Raw genomic sequence first — 18,209 nt, forward strand, 5'->3', positions numbered from 1 at the left:
CGACGGTGCGGGGGCTGTGCCGGTTCAGTTGATCTGCCGGGTCACCCGTTCCAGGGTGAGGAACGTGGCCAAGGCCAGACTGACCGGCGTTGCGACGTCGGGCACATGGTGTGCGGCGATGCCGACCAGTGCCGCGGCCATCAGGAACAGCAGCGTGAGCAGGGGGATTTGAGGCCCGCGCGGGACGCCCAGCGGCACCCCGTGCGGCACTTCTGCTGCACCAGGAGGTACGTTGCTCATTGCGTTGACTCTTTTCTGCCTGGGATCGGCGGTCAGGTGTTGCGCTTCGGCGGGTGCCCGGGGTAGGAGCCGGGTACCCGCCTTTCCTTTATGCCGCGTCGGTCGACGACGTGACGGCGTCCGGCGGTTCGAAGTGGGTCCACGCGATCAATCGGTGAACCGATCTCTGCGCCGTACTCCTGGGACTGTATGTGGTGCCTGAGGCGGCTGTGCGCTCACCCTCTGGTTCGCACATCAGTACGACGGGATGCCGGCCTTCCGCCTGTCGGTGGGCACCCTGTCCGCCAGGACTCGTACACGCGTTCGATATGCACGCGGTCGGTCTCGTGGACCCGAACGCCAGCTCTGACTGCCGCCTACCGCCGCCGGACTAGCCATGCTCGTGCGGCGGGCACCTGGTGGTCCGGTACCGCCTCTGTCCCGACGTACCGCCACGGCGAAGCCTGTCAGGTCGCAGTGCCGTTGCTTATGCTCATAGGCATGGCGGGGCTGATCGAGATCGCAGTGGTGCTGTTCTTCGTCGCGCGGGTGACCCGGCTGATCGTCGCCGACGAGATCACCCGCCCGCCACGGGAAGCGATCGTGAGGCGACTGCCCGAGGGCAGCCCGCTGGCGTACCTGCTGATGTGCCGATGGTGCCTATCCGTGTGGGTTGCCGCGCCGGCCGCCGCCGGCTGGTGGTATCTGTCGTACCTGCCCCGCTGGTCCGGCTACTGGTGGGTGGACGTGCCGACCGTGGCCCTGGCCTTGTCGCACGCGACCGGCCTGCTCGTGCGCGCAGAGTCGGAGGCATAGGTGGCCTGGTGGGGCACGAAGCCGAGCGCCGACAGCCCGCTCGGCAAGGCGACCGCAGTTGTCGCGTCCGCTGCCAAGATGCGCTACGAGTCCAGCGGCGTGCTGCGGAAGGTTACGAAGCAGCAGTGGCAGGAGGAGGCGTGGCGGCACTACGAGGAGTGCGGCGAACTGGCCTACCTGGTGAACACGATCGCCAAGGCGATGGGCCGGGCCCGGCTGTACATCACGCAGGTCAACGACGAAGGGCGGCCCGTCGAGACACCGGACCAGGCGCCGGCCGGCGTCAACGAGACATTCCTCGGCGGCCCCAGCAAGCAATCCGAACTGCTATCCGATGCCGGAATCCAGCTCGGTGTGCCTGGCGAGTGCTACCTGATCGGTGAGCCAGAACGCGACGAGGACGGCAACGCCACCGACCGGGAGACGTGGATCATCGCGTCAACGGAGGAACTGTCCGAGCGCGCCGGGAAGTACATCCTCGACCAGGGCGCGGGCGCCAGGGAACTGGAGCCCGACGAGACCGTCATCGTACGGATCTGGTCGCCGAGCCCCCGCAAACACGCCCTGCCGTCGTCCCAGGTGCAGTCCAACCGGCGGGTGCTGCGGCTGATCGAGCGGCTGACGCAGTACGTGCAGTCGCAGATCGACTCCCGGTTGGCGGGCGCGGGTGTGCTGTTGCTGCCGAACGAGCTGAGCTTCGTCGCCCCCGAGCAGGAGGAGAACCCGGAGGACGGGGTGTCGTCGTTCCTGGCGACGCTGACCGAGGCGATGACCACCGCCGTAAAGGACCGCGACTCAGTCGCGGCGTTGGTGCCGATCGTCGTGCAGGGGCCGGCGGAGCACCTGGAGAAGGCCCGCCTGCTCAGCTTCGCCACCGAGCTGTCGTCGTCGGTCCCGTCGATGCTCGACGGCGCGATCCGCCGCCTCGCCCTCGGCCTGGACGCCCCACCCGAGATGCTGCTGGGCATGACTCAGGCGAACCACTGGGGCGCCTGGATGACCGACGAAGCGACGATCAAGTACCACGTCGAGAGCAAGCTGGAGCTGGTGTGCGCGGCACTGACCCAGCAAATGCTGTGGCCGGCGCTCGAAGGCGCATCCGGCGTTGCAGACCCGAAGCGGTGGATCGTCTGGTACGACACCAGCGAGCTGACGCAGACCCCAGACAAGGGCGCCGACGCGAAAGACCTCTACGGACTCGGTGAGCTGTCCGGCGACGCGCTGCGCCGGGAGACGGGATTCGGTGACGAGGACAAGCCCACAGACGATGAGCGGGAGCTGCGCCGACTCCTGGAGATCATCCGGACGGTGCCGGCGGCAGGGCCGCTGCTCGTGCAACGGCTGCTGGAGGTCGCCCAGGTGGGCGTGCAGGTCGACCCGGCAGAGTTGAAACCGCCCGCGCCGGCCGAACTTCCCGCCGGCCAACCGCCGACCGCCGACGACCCCGCGCCGGCCACGGCACCGCCACCCGACGGCGACACCGAACGCCGTGGCCCGCCCGAGAAAGCGGCGCTCACCGCTGCGGCGGAACCGCTGACCGGACCGTTCGTAGCTGCGTGCGAGGCCCTGGCACTGAGGGCGCTGGAAGTCGCCGGGAAACGGGTCATCGGCCGTGAGCGGTACCGGCACACCGACCTGTCCGTGTGGGAGTACCACACGGTGCGGCAGTCCACCCCGACGTCGGTGCCCCGCTTGCTCCAGGGCGCGTTCACCGCGGTCCCGGCCGTGGCTGGCCGGCTTGGCATCGACGCGGAGAAGCTGACGGCGGCCCTCAGCGGCTACGTCGGTGGGCTGCTCGTGGCCGGGCGGCGGCACGACGTCGACGAGCTGCGCGAGCACCTGGCGCGCACCGTCGCCGGGGAACTGGTCCCGGCGTGACCGCACCGACCGCCCTTGTTTCTGATCTGGTGTTGGCGCACGGGCACGCCTGCCAGCGGTCCGGGCGCGGCAAGGGCTGCCAGGTCATCCGTTGGTCGCAGTGCCGCACCTGCGGCTGGTGGGGAGAGCTGTGGGACGGCGAACAGCCACCCCTGAGCGACGCGGAGCACGCCTGCGACCCGAAGGAGGCGGCCCGCTACCAGCAGCAGACCAGGAGGACCGGTGGCTGAGGCGCAGAGCGTGACCCTGACCGCGCTGCGTGCTGCGCTCGCGCAGGTCGGCGTCGTCCTCGATGAGGACTTCGTGAGCCTGGAGGTGCGGGAGAACGCGCTGACGGTGCAGCGGCTGGTACGTACCGAGTCGGGGATGCCGGCGTGCCTGCCCAACGGTGGTGTGCAGTGCGTCGGGCAGACGATCACGGTGGTCGCCGAGACGCCGCCGGCCCCGGAGGAGTGAGCGTGGCCGACCGGGACCGGTGGCTGCCGCTGCGGCTCACGCACGAGGCGCGGGTGATCGCCGCCGAGAAGCGCGTGACACAGGCGGCCCGCGCCGCCTTGCGAGCCTGGCTGCGGTCGGCCCGGACGGCGACCCTGCCAGCGGTCACCGCGGCGGCGCTGCCGCCCGACCCGAACGCGCTCGCCGGGGCCGGACAGGCGTGGTTCGAGGCAATGACGGTGCACCTGGTGCCCGCCGTCGACGAGACGTTCCTCGAGGGCGTCGCGGACGCGGGCGGCGACGTGGACGTCCTGCGGGTCGAGCAGTTGAAGGACGAGTATCTGGCGCAGGTGCCGAATCGGCTGCGAGGGGTGCCGGACAGCGCGTGGACGCAAGTCACCGCCGCGGTCGCCGAGCTGACCGCGGAGGGTGCGAGCATCCCGCAGATCCGGGACGCCATCGAGCAGATCCTTGGGGACCTGGCGTGGGAGGACCGGGCGGTGACGATCGCCCGGACGGAAACGATCGGCGCCTACAACGCGGGCACCCTGACCGCTTGGCTGACGGCCGCCCAGGCGTGGGACGAGAAGGTGGACAAGGTGTGGGTGGCCACCCACGACCACCGCACGAGACACGACCACCGGGACTCGGACGGGCAGCGCGTCGCCCTGGACGGCGTGTTCATGGTCGGCGGGGTGCCGCTGCGGTTCCCGGGCGACCCGGCGGCGCCGCCCGGCCAGGTCGTGAACTGCCGCTGCACGATGATCGAGGTGCCGGCCGACGAGCCGCTGCCTGCGATCCCGAAGCACCCGTGGCCCAGGCGGGCTACCGGGTTGGACATCACAGTGACGGCGGCGGCAGCCGCGAAGGGTGGCAAACCAATGGCGAGGTGGAAGGGAACGTTGGCACCGCTGGGCGCAGTGTCCGGCGACCGGCGGATCTTCGCGAAGGACGGCGACTGGTCGTTCCGCGACCTGCCGCTGCCGCTGCGGTGGGCGCGGGAAGACGCACCCGGGCACGAGGGCGCCGTGACGATCGGCCGGATCACGGCCGGCGAGATACAGGCAACGCAGCTGACCGGCGAGGGCGACTTCATCGACGCCGTGCCGGAACTGGCCGAGGCCCTGGAGCTGTGGCAGGCCGGGGTGCTGTTCCCGAGCGTGGACCTGGACGACTTCGAGTTCGTGTACACCGACGGCGACGGCAAACCGATCGCGGACATGAGCGACGAGGAGTGGGAAGCGTTCATCGAGTCCGCCGAGGAGCCGTACATCACGGTTACGAAGGGCCGGATCATGGCGGTGACCATGCTCGCCACGCAGGCGTTCATGGAGGCACGCCTGGAACTGGTCGACGACGAGCCTGCCGACGACGTCGACGAGGAGAAGCCCTCGGACGAAGCGGACGAGGAAGCCGCCGTCACCGCAGCCGGCGCAGGCGGCACACCGCAGCAGGTCGCGCCGCTGTACCCGCCCCGGGCCTGGTTCGACGACCCAGGCCTGTCCGAACTGACGCCAATTCAGGTGACCGCGGACGGGCGGGTGTTCGGGCACCTCGCGGACAACGACTGCCACTTGTCGTACCTGACCGGCGGGCAGTGCGTGCTGCCGCCGGCCGAGGGCGGGTTCGACTGGTTCCACCGGCCGGAGATCCAGACCGCCGAAGGGGAGCTGGTCGCGGTCGGGCACATTACGGCGTCGACCGGGCATGCCGACCTGGCCGCCAGCGGGGCCAGCGCGGTGGCGCACTACGACGACACCGGCACGCAGGTGGCGGTGGTCCGCGCCGGCAGGGATGCGCACGGTACATGGGTCGCCGGGACGCTGGTGCCGGAGGCCACGGAGGAGCAGGTACAGATGCTGCGCCGTTCCCCGCTGTCGGGCGACTGGCGGTGGATCGGCGGAGCCCGGCAGCTCGTGGCCGCCCTGTGTGTCAACGTCGGCGGGTTCCCGGTGGTACGGGGACGGTCGTCAGGCGGGCGGGCGCACGCAATGGTCGCCTCCGGCTGGGCCGGCTGGAAGCCGACCGGTGCGGTCGCGGACCAGCGCGGCGGGGCTGGGTTGTCCCCGGCCGTCCTGGACGCGGCAGTTCGGCGTGCGGTCGCGGCCGGATTCGCGGCCGAGCGTCAGCGGCTCGCGAACGCGGCGGTCGCCGACCGGATCGCCGCGACGATCGGCCGGGACCGCCGGACGGTCGTGACGGCGCTGGCCGCCGCGGTTCACGGCAAGTAGGGAGAATCTGGTGGGCTGCAACTGCGGCAGCAAGGCCCGACGCACCGTGTGGAGGTTGTCCTACGAGGACGGCCGTGCTGGTGGCGAGTACGACTCGAAGACGGCGGCGGAGGTTGCCGACATCCAGAAGGGCGGCGGCGGCACGATCCGTCAAATGCGGAAGTAGCAACCATCGCCATGCGCCTACCCCGAGGTGCTGTCGATCAGGAGCAGTCATCACTCTCTGTGACCTGGAGGGGTGATGATGCCTGTCCGGCCGACGGCTCAGGGCGGAGAGGAAACCGACTCCGGCAGGACGATCCCGCGATCGCCACGCTGTGCCAGACGCGAACACTCCAGCAGGCAAACAGCCTCAGATGGACGAGCTAACCCGTCACCTGCAACTCGTGTGGTACCCACCCGCCGAGGGGGAGGCGATCACGGTGAGGGCACCGAGCGCGACGGATTCGCTAAGCCGGTCGCCGCGCCGCCACCGGCGCTTGGCACGCCGGTGTCGTGATGCGCGATGATGTTCTATGACGCACCGGCTGTTGCAGACGGTGCGCCGCCACCTGCTCGGACGGCACGCACGGGCTTCCGCTGCCGTCCAGCATCTGCCGTCGAATGATCCTCGTAAGGAGCCTTGTGAGCGCGCTCGGTAGTTTCATCTGGTCGATCGCCGACCAGCTTCGGGGCCCCTACCGCCCAAACCAGTACGGCAACGTGATCCTCCCGCTCACAATCCTGCGACGCCTCGACTGCATCCTTGAGCCCGACCGGGAAACGGTGCGCACGCTGGCGGCGAAGTACGACAACCCGAACCGGCTCAAGATCGAGGTCAAGAAGGCGACCGGCCGGCCGTTCTACAACACCTCGAACTACTCCTTCGCCAACCTGCTGGCTGACGCCGATGGGCTGGCGGACAACCTGGCCGACTACATCGACCGGTTCTCGCCCGATGTCGACGTGTTCCAGTACTTCGACTTCAAGAAGGAGATCCTCACCCTGGAGAAGGCGGGGCTCCTACGCGAGGTCATCACGGCCTTCAAGGCCGTCGACCTACATCCGGACGTCGTCTCCAACGCCGACATGGGCGATGCGTTCGAGTACATCATCCGCAAGTTCAACGAGGCAGCGAACGAGACCTCCGGCGACCACTACACCCCACGGGACGCGATCCGGCTGCTGGTCGACCTGCTCTTCGCCGAGAAGGACGCCGACCTGACCGAGGCAGACATCGTCCGCTCGCTGTACGACCCCACCGCAGGCACCGGCGGCATGCTCGCCCTGGCCGAGGAGCACCTGCTTGCGCATAACCCCAGCGCGAAGCTGCGCCTGTACGGCCAGGAGTACAACCCCCAGTCGTACGCGATCTGCAAGTCCGACCTGCTGGCCAAGGGCCACGACGCGACCAACATCGCCTTCGGCAACACGCTGACCGACGATGCGTTCAAGGGCCGCCAGTTCGACTTCTGCATGTCCAACCCCCCGTACGGCGTCGACTGGAAGCAGTACGCCAAGGCGGTCACGAAAGAGCGTGACGAAGCAGGTCCCTACGGTCGGTTCGCCCCCGGCCTCCCGGCGACCTCGGACGGGCAGATGCTCTTCCTGCTCCACCTGGCCCACAAGATGCGCGCTCCCGAAGACGGCGGCGGCCGGGCTGGCATCGTGATGAACGGCTCGCCGCTGTTCAACGGCGCCGCCGAGTCCGGCCCCTCCAACATCCGCAAGTGGCTGCTGAAGAACGACTTGGTCGATGCCATCGTCGCGCTGCCAACCAACATGTTCTTCAACACCGGCATCGCGACCTACATCTGGATCCTCGACAACACCAAGCACCCCGACCGCAAGGGCCTGGTCCAGCTCATCGACGGCACCTCGTTCTGGACCAAGATGCGCAAGAACCTCGGCTCCAAGGGCCGCGAGATCAGCGAGGCCGACCGTGCCAGGGTGGTGCAGTTGTACGCCGACTTCACCGACGCCGACCCCGACCACTCCAAGGTGCTACGCACCGACGAGTTCGGCTACTGGACCATCGTCGTCGAACGCCCCCTCCACGACGAGTCCGGCAACCCCGTCGTCGACCGCAAGGGCAAGCCCAAGCCGGACCCGAAGAAGCGCGACACCGAGAACGTCCCATTCACCTACGGTGGCTCGACCGCCGGCCCGGCCGGCAAGGTCGAGGTTATCCGGACGTACTTCGATGCCGAGGTGAAGCCGCACGTTCCCGACGCCTGGATCGACTGGACAAAGGTCAAAACCGGCTACGAGATCCCCTTCACCCGCCACTTCTACAAGTACGTCCCACCCCGCCCGCTCGCCGAGATCGACGCCGACCTGGAAAAGCAGGTCGCCAAGATCCTCGACCTCCTGCGGGAGGTCGAGGGGTGACGCAAGCACAGTTTGATTTCGAGCAGGCTTGGGCTAGCAGGATTCCGGCCCGCTGGCGTTGGACTCGGAACAAGGAGCTTCTGGTCGAGTCGCAGGCCGTCACTGTCGATGGCTCGGAGGAGCTCCTCAGCGTTTCGCATCTGACAGGCATCACGCCGAAGTCGGAGAAGAACGTGACGATGACTGCGGCTGAAAATCTCGACGGCTACCGCCTGGTCAACGCTGGCGATCTTGTCATCAACACGATGTGGGCGTGGATGGGAGCACTTGGCGTTGCGCGGCAGCCCGGGATTGTGAGCCCGGCCTACGGCGTCTACAGCCCTCGCCCAGATGCGCCCTTCAATCCCGCGTTCTATGACTACCTCTACCGATCGAACCCGTACGTGATGGAGATGACTCGCCTCTCGCGCGGCATCTGGTCCTCGCGATTGCGGCTCTACCCGGATGTCTTCCTCCGCATGGCGATTCCGGTGCCGCCGCCGGAGGAGCAGCGCACAATCGCCGACTACCTTGACCGCGAGACCGCCCGCATTGACACGCTCATCGAGGAGCAGCAGCGCCTGATCGAGATGCTCCGCGAGCGGCGTGAGGCAACGATCCGTTCGGCGCTGCTGTGCGGCCTCGACCATGTAGAGACCGCGCCGTCTGGGGTGGAGTTGCTGGGTGCCGTGCCGAGACACTGGCGGATGGTTCCTACTCGATATCTGTGCACCATCACGACAGGGTCTGAAGACTCCGGGAACGCCACTGATGACGGTGAGTACCCGTTCTACGTACGCGGGCGTGAGATCCTGCGGATAGACCACTACTCGTTTGAGGGAGAAGCGGTCATGACGCCTGGCGATGGCCAAGGCGGCACCGGCAAGGTCTTTCACTACTTCGATGGGAAATTCGAAGCGCACCAGCGGGTCTACGTGTTCACAGGGTTCACGGAGGTCATGGGCCGATACTTCTATTACTTCCTGTCGGCGTTCCTTCGTCCCGTTGCACTCGCAGGTAGCAACACTGTCACCATGGAGTCTCTACGGCGTCCGCTGCTCGCTGACTTCAAGGTCGCGGTGCCGCCGATCGATGAACAGCAGCGGATTACGGCATACCTCGATGATCAGACCGCGAAGATCGACACGCTCATAGCCGAAGCTGAGCACTTCATCGACCTTGTGCGGGAGCGGCGATCCGCATTGATCACTGCGGCCGTAACCGGCAAGATCGACGTACGCGAGGCTTGCTGATGGCTGATTACAACGAGGTCGTCTTCGAGTCCGAGATCTGCACGTACTTGGAGTCCCACGGGTGGCTGTACTCGGCGGACGACACTGGCTACGACCGGGAGCGGGCGCTCTTACCTGAGGATCTGTTCGCCTGGCTGGAGGAGACTCAGCAGGCGGCGTACGAAAAGGCGTTGAAGGCCGCCGGATCGGCGGCGAAGTTCCTCGACGTGCTGACCACGGCCCTCGACAAGCCTCTTGAACATGGTGGCGGGACGCTGAACATCCTCCGCAACGGGGTGCAGTACATCGGCGGTGGTCGGTTGAAGATGGCGCAGTTCCGCCCCGAGACCAGCTTGAACGCGACCACCAACGAGCAGTACGCGGCGATGCGGGTGCGGGTGATGCGGCAGGTGCACTTCTCCACCGCTGACCAGCGCAGCATCGACCTAGTCTTCTTCGTCAACGGGATCCCGGTCGCCACCGCCGAGCTGAAGACCGACTTCACCCAGTCCCTCGATGAGGCGATCAACCAGTACCGCAAGAACCGGAACCCGCTGACCAACGGGCGGCCAGAGCCGCTGCTGTCGTTCGGGCATCGGGCACTGGTGTACTTCGCGGTCTCCAACGACCTTGCCGCGATGACCACCAAGTTGGAGGGCGAGAAGACGCACTTCCTGCCGTTCAACATGGGGCACGACAGTGGCGCGGGGAACCCGCCGGCTGAGGGCGGACGGTCGGCGACGGCGTACCTGTGGGAGCGGGTCTGGGAGAAGGACGCCTGGCTCACCATCATCGGCCGGCTGATGATCGTGGAGACCAAAGAAGAGTGGGATGTCGCCACCGGGACGTCGGTGCGACGGACGAGCATGCTGTTCCCACGGTTCCACCAGTGGGAGGCCGTGACGAACATCGTGGCCGCAGTGCGCGAGGAGGGAGTGGGGCATCGCTACCTGATCGAGCACTCGGCAGGGTCGGGGAAGACGAACACCATCGCCTGGACCGCGCACCGGCTAGCGCGGCTGCACGTCAACGACGAGAAGGTCTTCGACTCGGTGATCGTGGTCGTGGACCGCAACGTGCTCGACGGGCAGCTGCAGGAGGCGATCCGGCAGATCGACGGGTCGGGGAAGATCGTGGCGACGATCAGCCCGGAGGACGTGCGCAAGGCGGGGGCGAAGTCGAAATCCGGGCTGCTGGCGACCGCGTTGAAGAACGGGGAGCTGATCATCGCGGTGACGGTGCAGACCTTCCCGTTCGCTCTCGACGAGATCCGGGCCGACTCGTCGTTAAAGGGCCGACGGTTCGCGGTGATCGCCGACGAGGCGCACTCCTCGCAGTCCGGGCAGATCTCCCGCAAGCTCAGGGCTGTGTTGACCGCGGAGGAGGTCAAGGAGATCGAGGAGGGCGGTGAGGTCGACGTCGAGGCGATCCTTGCCGCGGAGATGACCGAGCGAGCCGAGTCGGAGCGCATCTCCTACTTCGCGTTCACGGCGACGCCGAAACCCAAGACTCTGGAGCTGTTCGGCCGCAAGGGTGCTGACGGCACGTCGGTTGAGTTCCACCTCTACTCGATGCGGCAGGCGATCGAGGAGGGCTACATCCTCGACGTGCTCAGGGGCTACCAGTCCTACGACACCGCCCTGAAGATCGCCGGTCGGGCCGAGAGCGGCGACGGCGACGAGGTGGTGGAGGAGGCCGCGGCGCGTAAAGGGCTGATGCGGTGGGTGAAGCTGCACCCGACCAACATCAGCCAGAAAGTGCAGATCATCGTCGAACACTTCCACGCCAACGTCGCCCATCTGCTGGAGGGCAAGGCGAAGGCGATGGTCGTGACCGACTCCCGCAAGGCCGCGGTGAAGTACAAGAAGGCAATCGACGCCTACATCGCCAAGCGAGCCGCCAAGGACGCCTCCTACAACTACCGCACCCTGGTCGCCTTCTCCAGCTCCGTGACGATGGCCGAGGACGAGGAGTGGGCATCGGACTGGGGGCCGCAGCCGAGCAAGGACGACGAGTTCACCGAGGCCAAGCTGAACCCCGGCGCCGGCGCGGACCTGGCCGCCGCCTTCAAGGGCACGACGTACAAGATCATGCTGGTCGCCAACAAGTTTCAGACAGGGTTCGATCAGCCGTTGCTCTCGGCGATGTACGTCGACAAGAAGCTCTCCGGGGTCACCGCCGTGCAGACGCTGTCCCGGCTCAACCGCACCCACCGCACTGCGGGCGGGGAGCAGAAACGCAAGACGTTCGTCATCGACTTCGTAAACAAGCCCGAGGACATCCGGACTGCGTTCGAGCCGTACTTCACCAACGCCACCCTGGAGACCGAAACCGACCCGTACATCGTCGTCCACCTCGCCAACAAGCTTGCCCAGGCCGGTATCTACACGCCACAGCAAGTGCGCGAGGTCGCCGAACTATGGGTCACCCGCAAAGGCAACAACGCGCTCTCGGCCGCTATCAGCCCGGCCAAGAACGACTTCGCCCGCCGCTACGCGGCGGCGATCGAGGCCGAAGACAAGGTCACCCTCAACACCCTCGACCTGTTCCGCAAGGACGTCTCCACCTACGTCCGGCTCTACGACTTCATGAGCCAGATCGTCGACTACGGCGACCCGTACATGGAGATGCTGTCGATCTTCCTGCGGCTCCTGGAGAAGGTCATCACAGACTCCTCCTGGGCCGCGGAGGTCGACCTCTCCGATGTGGTCCTGGTCGGCGTGAAGCACACAAAGGCGACTGCGGTCGACATCTCGCTGACCGGTGACGGCAAGCTCAAGGGCATCGGTGCCGCGGGCACCGGCACCCGGCAGGAGCCGAAGTACGTCGCTCTGCAGGTCGTCATCGACAAGATGAACGACCTCTTCGGGGCTGAGTCGTTCTCCGCGTCTCAGGTCCGCGAGTTCGTACAGGGGCTGGTGCAGCGGCTGCTCGCCTACCCGGGCCTGGTCAACCAGGCCAAGGTGAACTCGAAGCGGCAGTTCATGGAGTCGCAGGACTTCCAGGCGGCCGTCACCGAGGCGGTCGTCGACAACCAGGACGCCCACAACACCATGGCCGACTACTTCTTCAGCGACGGCCCCGGCGTCAATGCGGTCATCGTGGCACTCGCGGACGCCTTCTACGAGGCAGCGATCGACCAGAGGACGGACGCTTGAGTAGACCGGTCCCGGAATGGAGGGTTTCCAAGACCTCATCGTCCAAGATCGTGCTGGGGTGTCCCTGACAAGATGCCTTTCACTAGCTACGCCCGTATTTGCTTGAAAGTGTCCACTGCGCGGTCGGGTCCCGGGGCTGGCAGGTGGGCATCGTGGGGAGGGCGGGTTGCGTCGCTTCGGCGGGATGAGACAAGCTGGTCCATCACGTGGAGAGACGCCTCGGTTGCCGAAAGCTAATGGCTCCCGGGGATGAAGAGCGGGGGAGACGGACATGGTTTCCAGGTCAGCGACGCTTCGCCAAGGAAGACCTCGGCGGCAATGACTGACGCTCCTCGGCCGAACCGAACGCACCTCCTGCTTTGGGCCATCGGTCCGATCCTCGAACTACCGGCGGCCGCCGCGGCTACCTCGGCGTTCCCCGAGGTAGCTGAAGCCGCTGTCTTCGGGTCTCCGTGGACCGAAGTCATCCTCGTCGTCGCGCTGTGCACGACCCTGGCCGGAGTCGTGATGGGCTGGCGGCCGACTGGCCCATCGTCCACCACGCGGTGGGGTGTTGCCGTCGCACTGTGGATCCTGGCTGGTGTCGTCGCCGTCGTGGCGATCTGGTTCTTCATAAGTGGCCGGTGGCTCGTGTACGGCATCCTGCTGGCGCACTCCGCCGTGTCGATGTTCATGATCGCCCAGCAGGTGACACGAGCCCGGGTCGACCAGCACCCGCCGGCGGTGGCGAGCCGATGAGCGATGAAATCGTCCAGAAGCTGCGGCAGTTGAGTCAGTACACGGCAGACCTGCGGTCGCTGGTCGACCAGGTGCAGGCACGGTCCACGCGTACGTCGACGACTGCCACCGATCCATCCGGTGTGGTGCGCATCAGCGTGGACGCAAACGGCCTGCCGGAGTCGATCCAGGTCGAGCCGGGCTGGCAGCGGCGTGTCCAACCTCAGCAGTTGAGCGAATGTGTTCTCCTGGCCTACCAGGAGGCAGCCCGCCAGGTCATGCAGGCGCTGGCCGCTGGCTTGACCGCCGACGGCTGGCGTGCTGCAACGGAGCAGGCGGAGGCCAGGAGGCAGCATTCTGCCGCCGTTCTGCCGCCGCCGTCGGTGTACGGACAGCCCCGTGATCCGTTAGCGCTTGCCGAGGAAGTCATGAAGGCCCTTGGGAAGGTGCGAGCCGGACCGGCTGCTGTTGCGACAGATCACGTGGGGCAGGCAGGTGGACAGAACGTGTCCGTCACGCTGTCGACTTCCGGTTTGCAGAGTTGCTCCATCACCCCGGCGTGGGCGGCCCGGCACAGCGCAGCGTCCATCAACGATGCTCTGGGCCAGGCGCTCAGGTCCGCCCGAAGGACGCTGAGCGATGCCACCTCTCGGCGCCGCACCGAGACGCAGATGCTGGACACCCTCGCCGGTGAGGCATTGGCGACCCTCGCATCCATCACCGAGACAACTGACCGACGGAAGGAAGCCTGAGATGCCACCCCCGAGCCGCGATCAGGTCACCGTAGCGACCGACGTGCTGCGTCGCGAAGCCGGCGAGTGGGATCGGCAAGCCGTCGCCGTCGGTGGAGTCATGGCGAAGAGTAGCGGCTTGGAACTTGGCCGGGTCGAGGCCGGGTTGTTCCAGATCATCGTGTCGCCGTACAACGCTGTAGTGCAGGCGGTCGCGGATCGTTGCCGTGAGGGGCAAGCGGCGATGGTTGAGGTTGCCCAGACCCTGCGCGAAGTCGCTGACACCTACGAGGCAGAAGACCTCAACAACGCGCACAAGCTGCGGAACCTCTACTGATCGGGGACCAGTCGTGGACTTCAGCAAGGCCCAGTTTCAGGCACTGATAGAGGACATCACGTCGGGGCTGGGCGATCTCTCCCACCATCTCGATAGGGTCGGTCCGGTCGCTACGGCCGCGGCCAACCGCTGGTACGTCCCCTCCGACGTGGGCGCAGGCATCATCGCGATGGCCAACAAGGTCATCGAGGTGGGTAAGGAACTGCTCCAGCTCTTCATCGACGTCCTCAAGGGCGCGACCGCCCCGATCTTCATGTTCCACGACGCGTGGCAGTGGATGGACATCCGCGGATCGGCGACCGGCATCGCGAGCGCACTGACCGAACAGCATCTGGTGGTCGACAACTCCGACTGGTCCGGCAAGGCACGTGACGCCTACGTCGGGAGCGTCTCCCACCACTCCAACGCTGCGGCCCGTATCGGCGCCGTCGCCTCCAGCACGTCCAACTGTATGATCGGTTGTGCGGTGGCAGGCTCGGCCTTCTACATCACCCTTGGCATCGTTCTGGCCAAGCTGATCGCCGCGACCATCGCTGTGATAGCTGCCTTCGGCTCCGGCATCTTCTCGCCGGCAGGCGCAGCTCTCATGTTGGAGGAGGCAGGTGTCAACACCGCCATCATCGGGGCCGCCCTCACGACCCTCGGCACGTTCCTCGCCGCGCAGGCCGGAACGATGATCGTCCTGCACGGTGAAGCGGTCGACGCTACCGCCTTTCCCGCCGGCAAGTGGCCCTCGTCCAACACCTCGACGTTCAACGACGCGACCGTCACCGACGGAGACGCGGACTGGTCACTTGCCGGTAGCTGATCCGGCGACAAAGGCCCGGAAGAATGCCTCGGGCGGACCCTCAGCCTGCGCCACCCCGACCGTCCGGACGATGGAGTGGCACAGAGGCGCTGGCTAAAATCCACCGCCGTGACGACCCTTTCCGCACCATTGTGGACCGATACCGGCGGCTTCTGGATCGCGCTCGCTGCCCTTGTGGCCAGCTTGGCTGCACTCGGTGTTTCCATCTGGTCAGCCTATTCAGGTCACCAATCCGCCAAATCCGGTCGCGAGTCCGCCGTGCACGCAGGTACCGCAGCCAAGGCGGCCGAAGCCGCAGCCGATAGCTCTACCGTTGCCGCTCGCGCGGCAGAGAAGTCGGCTGATGCGGACGGAAAGGTGGCGCGTCTTGAGCTTGATCGGGATCACGAGGCATATCGGCCCATCATGCCTGGGTCGGACGGTTTTCAGGTGGTTCGCGAGTCGTTAAATAATGTACCTGAACTGGAGAAAACTCACCGGCTTGTCTACGAGTTCACTCCGGTTCGCACCTACCGCGTTGTTGGCGAGGCCGTATATCGGTCTGGCAGCCCGAATCCGATGACGCTGTCGATGCCGCTTTTCTGTCGCGCCGGGGTGCCGGTGAGGATCGTGTTCGAGAACCTTGTCGTGGAGAAGCAGCGTTCGGACTTTTCGATGCTGCGCTTTAAGTTTTGGCCGCCCGCTGAGGTTGACCTGGTCGAGCAATGGACGTGCAGGTGCGGGCGGCCGCTCGAATCGGGGGAAGTGCCACACTGGGAGGCGACTATTGCAATCGGCAGGCCGCAGGGCTGGCCAATTGCGCGCGTCGCGGTGCAAAAGTAGCGACTGACTCATCAGTGGAGGTGAAGAGCCAGCCACCGCGCGCGCCGATTTTCCAGTTCTTTAATCGGCTAATCTGTTGCTGCCTGCACGGGGCTGCGTGGCGGTTAAGCCGATCCGCCACTTTTGACCATCCAGATTCTCTGAAGCGTCCTAATCTGACTTCCCTCTTTGAGGGGAAGCCCGCCGGGCGGAGGGTCTCCGCCGGCGGCGCTGAAGGGGCAGGGATCCCGACCTGTGCTCGATGGCGGCTGGAGCGGTTACACCGACGGTCGGCGTGGTCTGGTGGGCGGGAACGGGGAGCGGCGGGTGGCGTTCGGGGTGCCGCGCCACATGCGCCAGATCGTCGGACCGTTTGTCGGTAGCGCCATTGGGGGGCCGGCGTTGTAGCCGAGGCGAAGGTAGAGCTGCCGGTTGCGAATGTTGCGGGCTTCCAGGTAGGCCGGTAGGCCGAGTTGGTCGAGGTGCCGGTGGTGGTGGTTGAGCAGGGCGGTGCCGATGCCCTGACTTTGCCGCTGTGGATCGACCGCAACGTAGGCGAGGTGATGGTGTGGTTCGTCGGGGTGAAAGGTTTCGAACATCCCTTCGAGCAGCGCAAATTTCGGCGCGTGGACACCGACGATTTTCTCGAGCGTTTCCCGGCGTTGGTGCGGGTCGGTGGGCATGGGGTCGAGGTGTGGGTGCCAGATTGCGACCGCGGATTGGTCGTTGGTGGTGTAGACCTTGCCGTGGGCTAGGCCGTGGTGGAATGCGTCGCGGAAGTAGCGGTAGTAGACCGCGCGTCGCTGCTCCGGGTCGGGAATGAGCCAGTCCGCGACGGGACCGTGGTGGAAGGCCTCGGCAAGGACAGCGATCAGTCGTCCGGCACCTTCCTCGGTTGCGCGACGGACGGCGACGTCGTCGTTGGTGACAGTCACATGAACTCCCTGTTCAGGCGGGTTGGCGAATGGAATCGGAGGCGCGCAGGGGACCGGTGTCGCTGCGGGCGCCGAGGCCGATCGCGGCATATATGTGCGGGTTGGTGGCGCGAAGGATCAGCGCCCGCGTCCCCCATGTCGCGCGCTTACACCCCAGGTTCGTAATGGGCCGAGGCGTTACTTTGTGGGAATGAGTCCGATTGCGGCGGCGATGACTAGGTCGTGTCGGGCGTCGTGGAGGGCGTGATGTATCGGTGGTTGCTGTGATGGTGCTGCTGCCTGGGTGCGTCGGGCTTCTTGCATGAGGTCGTGGGTGAATGCGGGTACGGCGGCTGGTAGGTCGTTGAGTGGGCCGTAGAGCTGGGTGAGGACGATGGTGTCGAATGGCGAGAAGTAGGCCCAGGTCTCGGGGTGGTGGAGTTCGGCGAAGAAGGCCGTGACTTCGCTGGCGATGGTCGTGCGGGGTTTCACTGAGGTGAACTCGGGATGGTTTCGGTTCCATGCCCAGCCGCTTTGGGTCTGCTTGACTGGAAGGTGCGGTGCGACGTGCCGGTTGAGCCAGGGGTGGGCGGCGATTCGCTGGAGGTCGATGTCGGCGAATACCGCGTAGTATTCGGGGCCGGTCGCGGCAACCAAGGCGATGCTGATGGGGACGATGACCCGGCCCGTGTCGATGAACTCGGTGTCGAGGAAGACCTTGGTTGTTGGTGTGGGTGCGGTCACCACAGCTTGAGGTCTTCCAGAATCGTGGCGGCTCGGGGCATGGCGGGTGTTGGTTTCCCGGTCGACGGGTCGTTGAGGGAGACGTGCCGGTCGAGGCGGATCAGGTCACGCCAGGTGAGGACTTGGGGCCAGGAGTTGGTGACGGCTTGGCCGCGGGTGCCGTGTAGTCGGCCGCTGTCTCGTAGCTCGTCGAGGTGGATGCCTCCGGCGAGGAGATCCGCTGCGATCTTGGGTCCGATGCCGCGGACGCCGGGAATGTTGTCTGAGGGGTCGCCCGTGAGTGCGCGATAGTCGGGCCACTGAGCGGGGGTGACGTGGTGGCGGGCGTGGACGTCCTCGGCGGTGATGCGGCGTCGGGCGGGTGTGAGGATGGTGACGGTCGCAGCGGCGAGTTGAAGTAGATCACGGTCACCGGAGTAGCAGGTGACGGCGCGGTTGCCGGCCCGTGCGGTGCGGGTCAGGGTGGCGAGGACGTCGTCGCCTTCGTGGTCGTCGAGTTCGAGCCAGGCGATTCCGGCGGCGTCCAGGCCGTCCTTGACCATGCGTAGGGATTTGATCGGCGTGTGATCGGCGTCGGCGCGGGTGGCTTTGTAGCTGGAGTCGTGGTCGCGGCGGGAGGCTGCGGCGTTTTCGCCGTCGAAGACCACGACGATCTCGTGGTCTGCTGCCATTTCCAGGTGGGTTTTGCGCAGGATGGCGAGGAACCCGAACACGCCGGTGAGGTCGCGGCGTCGGTCGCGGGAGGTGATGCGCCGGTCGGAAAATCCCCACCAGGAGCGGTAGAGCAGGTGGTGGCCGTCAACGGCAAGTAATGGTGTCACAGGTTCCCTCCGGTGGGC

17 protein-coding genes are annotated in these 18,209 nt (G+C 66.4%); 13 read left to right on the forward strand and 4 right to left on the reverse strand.

The window, feature by feature from the left end; genetic code table 11:
• Positions 1–24: 24 nt before the first annotated feature.
• The gene (locus AC507J_RS11880) at positions 25–240 is read right to left on the reverse strand and encodes a hypothetical protein (protein WP_496289172.1); all 216 of its coding nucleotides are present in this window, start codon (positions 238–240) and stop codon (positions 25–27) included.
• A gap of 480 nt (positions 241–720) precedes the next feature.
• Between AC507J_RS11880 and AC507J_RS11885 the strand changes: the two genes are divergently transcribed.
• The 13 genes from AC507J_RS11885 (at position 721) to AC507J_RS11945 (ending at position 15,733) form a co-directional block, all read left to right on the forward strand.
• Entirely contained in the window at positions 721–1,035 is a 315-nt protein-coding gene (locus AC507J_RS11885) for a hypothetical protein (protein ID WP_496289173.1), read from the forward strand.
• Positions 1,036–2,913: a hypothetical protein gene (locus AC507J_RS11890; RefSeq protein WP_496289174.1), complete on the forward strand. Its 1,878-nt coding sequence runs from the start codon at positions 1,036–1,038 to the stop codon at positions 2,911–2,913. It abuts the gene before it with no gap.
• Positions 2,910–3,143, forward strand: coding sequence for a hypothetical protein (locus tag AC507J_RS11895; protein WP_496289175.1), 234 nt, complete (start codon positions 2,910–2,912; stop codon positions 3,141–3,143). The genes AC507J_RS11890 and AC507J_RS11895 overlap by 4 nt, the downstream gene beginning before the upstream one ends.
• Complete coding sequence (locus tag AC507J_RS11900) at positions 3,136–3,369, forward strand: hypothetical protein (RefSeq protein WP_496289176.1); 234 nt, start codon at positions 3,136–3,138, stop codon at positions 3,367–3,369. The genes AC507J_RS11895 and AC507J_RS11900 overlap by 8 nt, the downstream gene beginning before the upstream one ends.
• A gap of 2 nt (positions 3,370–3,371) precedes the next feature.
• Complete coding sequence (locus tag AC507J_RS11905; RefSeq protein ID WP_496289177.1) at positions 3,372–5,579, forward strand: phage minor head protein; 2,208 nt, start codon at positions 3,372–3,374, stop codon at positions 5,577–5,579.
• 624 nt (positions 5,580–6,203) lie between these two features.
• A complete protein-coding gene (locus tag AC507J_RS11910) occupies positions 6,204–7,949 on the forward strand; it encodes a type I restriction-modification system subunit M (protein WP_496289178.1) in 1,746 nt (581 codons plus the stop codon).
• Positions 7,946–9,181, forward strand: a complete 1,236-nt coding sequence (locus AC507J_RS11915; RefSeq protein WP_496289179.1) for a restriction endonuclease subunit S — start codon at positions 7,946–7,948, stop codon at positions 9,179–9,181. The genes AC507J_RS11910 and AC507J_RS11915 overlap by 4 nt, the downstream gene beginning before the upstream one ends.
• Positions 9,181–12,318: a type I restriction endonuclease subunit R gene (locus AC507J_RS11920; RefSeq protein WP_496289180.1), complete on the forward strand. Its 3,138-nt coding sequence runs from the start codon at positions 9,181–9,183 to the stop codon at positions 12,316–12,318. The genes AC507J_RS11915 and AC507J_RS11920 overlap by 1 nt, the downstream gene beginning before the upstream one ends.
• Before the next feature lie 594 nt (positions 12,319–12,912).
• The gene (locus tag AC507J_RS11925; RefSeq protein ID WP_496289181.1) at positions 12,913–13,056 is read left to right on the forward strand and encodes a hypothetical protein; all 144 of its coding nucleotides are present in this window, start codon (positions 12,913–12,915) and stop codon (positions 13,054–13,056) included.
• Positions 13,053–13,787 carry a YbaB/EbfC family nucleoid-associated protein gene (locus AC507J_RS11930; RefSeq protein ID WP_496289182.1) on the forward strand — a complete coding sequence of 245 codons (735 nt, stop codon included), beginning with the start codon at positions 13,053–13,055 and terminating at the stop codon, positions 13,785–13,787. The genes AC507J_RS11925 and AC507J_RS11930 overlap by 4 nt, the downstream gene beginning before the upstream one ends.
• Position 13,788: 1 nt before the next feature.
• Entirely contained in the window at positions 13,789–14,103 is a 315-nt protein-coding gene (locus AC507J_RS11935) for a type VII secretion target (RefSeq protein ID WP_496289183.1), read from the forward strand.
• Between the two features lie 13 nt (positions 14,104–14,116).
• The gene (locus AC507J_RS11940; protein ID WP_496289184.1) at positions 14,117–14,911 is read left to right on the forward strand and encodes a hypothetical protein; all 795 of its coding nucleotides are present in this window, start codon (positions 14,117–14,119) and stop codon (positions 14,909–14,911) included.
• A gap of 108 nt (positions 14,912–15,019) precedes the next feature.
• A complete protein-coding gene (locus AC507J_RS11945; RefSeq protein ID WP_496289185.1) occupies positions 15,020–15,733 on the forward strand; it encodes a hypothetical protein in 714 nt (237 codons plus the stop codon).
• A 257-nt stretch (positions 15,734–15,990) separates the two neighbouring features.
• On the opposite strand, the gene AC507J_RS11950 is transcribed toward AC507J_RS11945, so the two are convergent.
• From AC507J_RS11950 to AC507J_RS11960, 3 genes are all read right to left on the reverse strand, one after another.
• Complete coding sequence (locus tag AC507J_RS11950) at positions 15,991–16,647, reverse strand: GNAT family N-acetyltransferase (RefSeq protein ID WP_496289186.1); 657 nt, start codon at positions 16,645–16,647, stop codon at positions 15,991–15,993.
• Between the two features lie 177 nt (positions 16,648–16,824).
• Positions 16,825–17,370: a 3'-5' exoribonuclease domain-containing protein gene (locus AC507J_RS11955; protein ID WP_496289187.1), complete on the reverse strand. Its 546-nt coding sequence runs from the start codon at positions 17,368–17,370 to the stop codon at positions 16,825–16,827.
• Positions 17,367–18,191, reverse strand: a complete 825-nt coding sequence (locus AC507J_RS11960; protein WP_496289188.1) for a 5'-3' exonuclease — start codon at positions 18,189–18,191, stop codon at positions 17,367–17,369. The genes AC507J_RS11955 and AC507J_RS11960 overlap by 4 nt, the downstream gene beginning before the upstream one ends.
• Between the last annotated feature and the right edge of the window lie 18 nt (positions 18,192–18,209).

It is taken from the genome of Micromonospora sp. PRAS1, from assembly GCF_059553435.1.

Bases quoted from the DNA above. Each gene is read 5' to 3' on its own strand.
- AC507J_RS11880 (WP_496289172.1), bottom strand. From the start codon at position 240: ATGAGCAACGTACCTCCTGGTGCAGCAGAAGTGCCGCACGGGGTGCCG.
- AC507J_RS11885 (WP_496289173.1), top strand. From the start codon at position 721: ATGGCGGGGCTGATCGAGATCGCAGTGGTGCTGTTCTTCGTCGCGCGG.
- AC507J_RS11920 (WP_496289180.1), top strand. From the start codon at position 9,181: ATGGCTGATTACAACGAGGTCGTCTTCGAGTCCGAGATCTGCACGTAC.
- AC507J_RS11930 (WP_496289182.1), top strand. From the start codon at position 13,053: ATGAGCGATGAAATCGTCCAGAAGCTGCGGCAGTTGAGTCAGTACACG.
- AC507J_RS11935 (WP_496289183.1), top strand. From the start codon at position 13,789: ATGCCACCCCCGAGCCGCGATCAGGTCACCGTAGCGACCGACGTGCTG.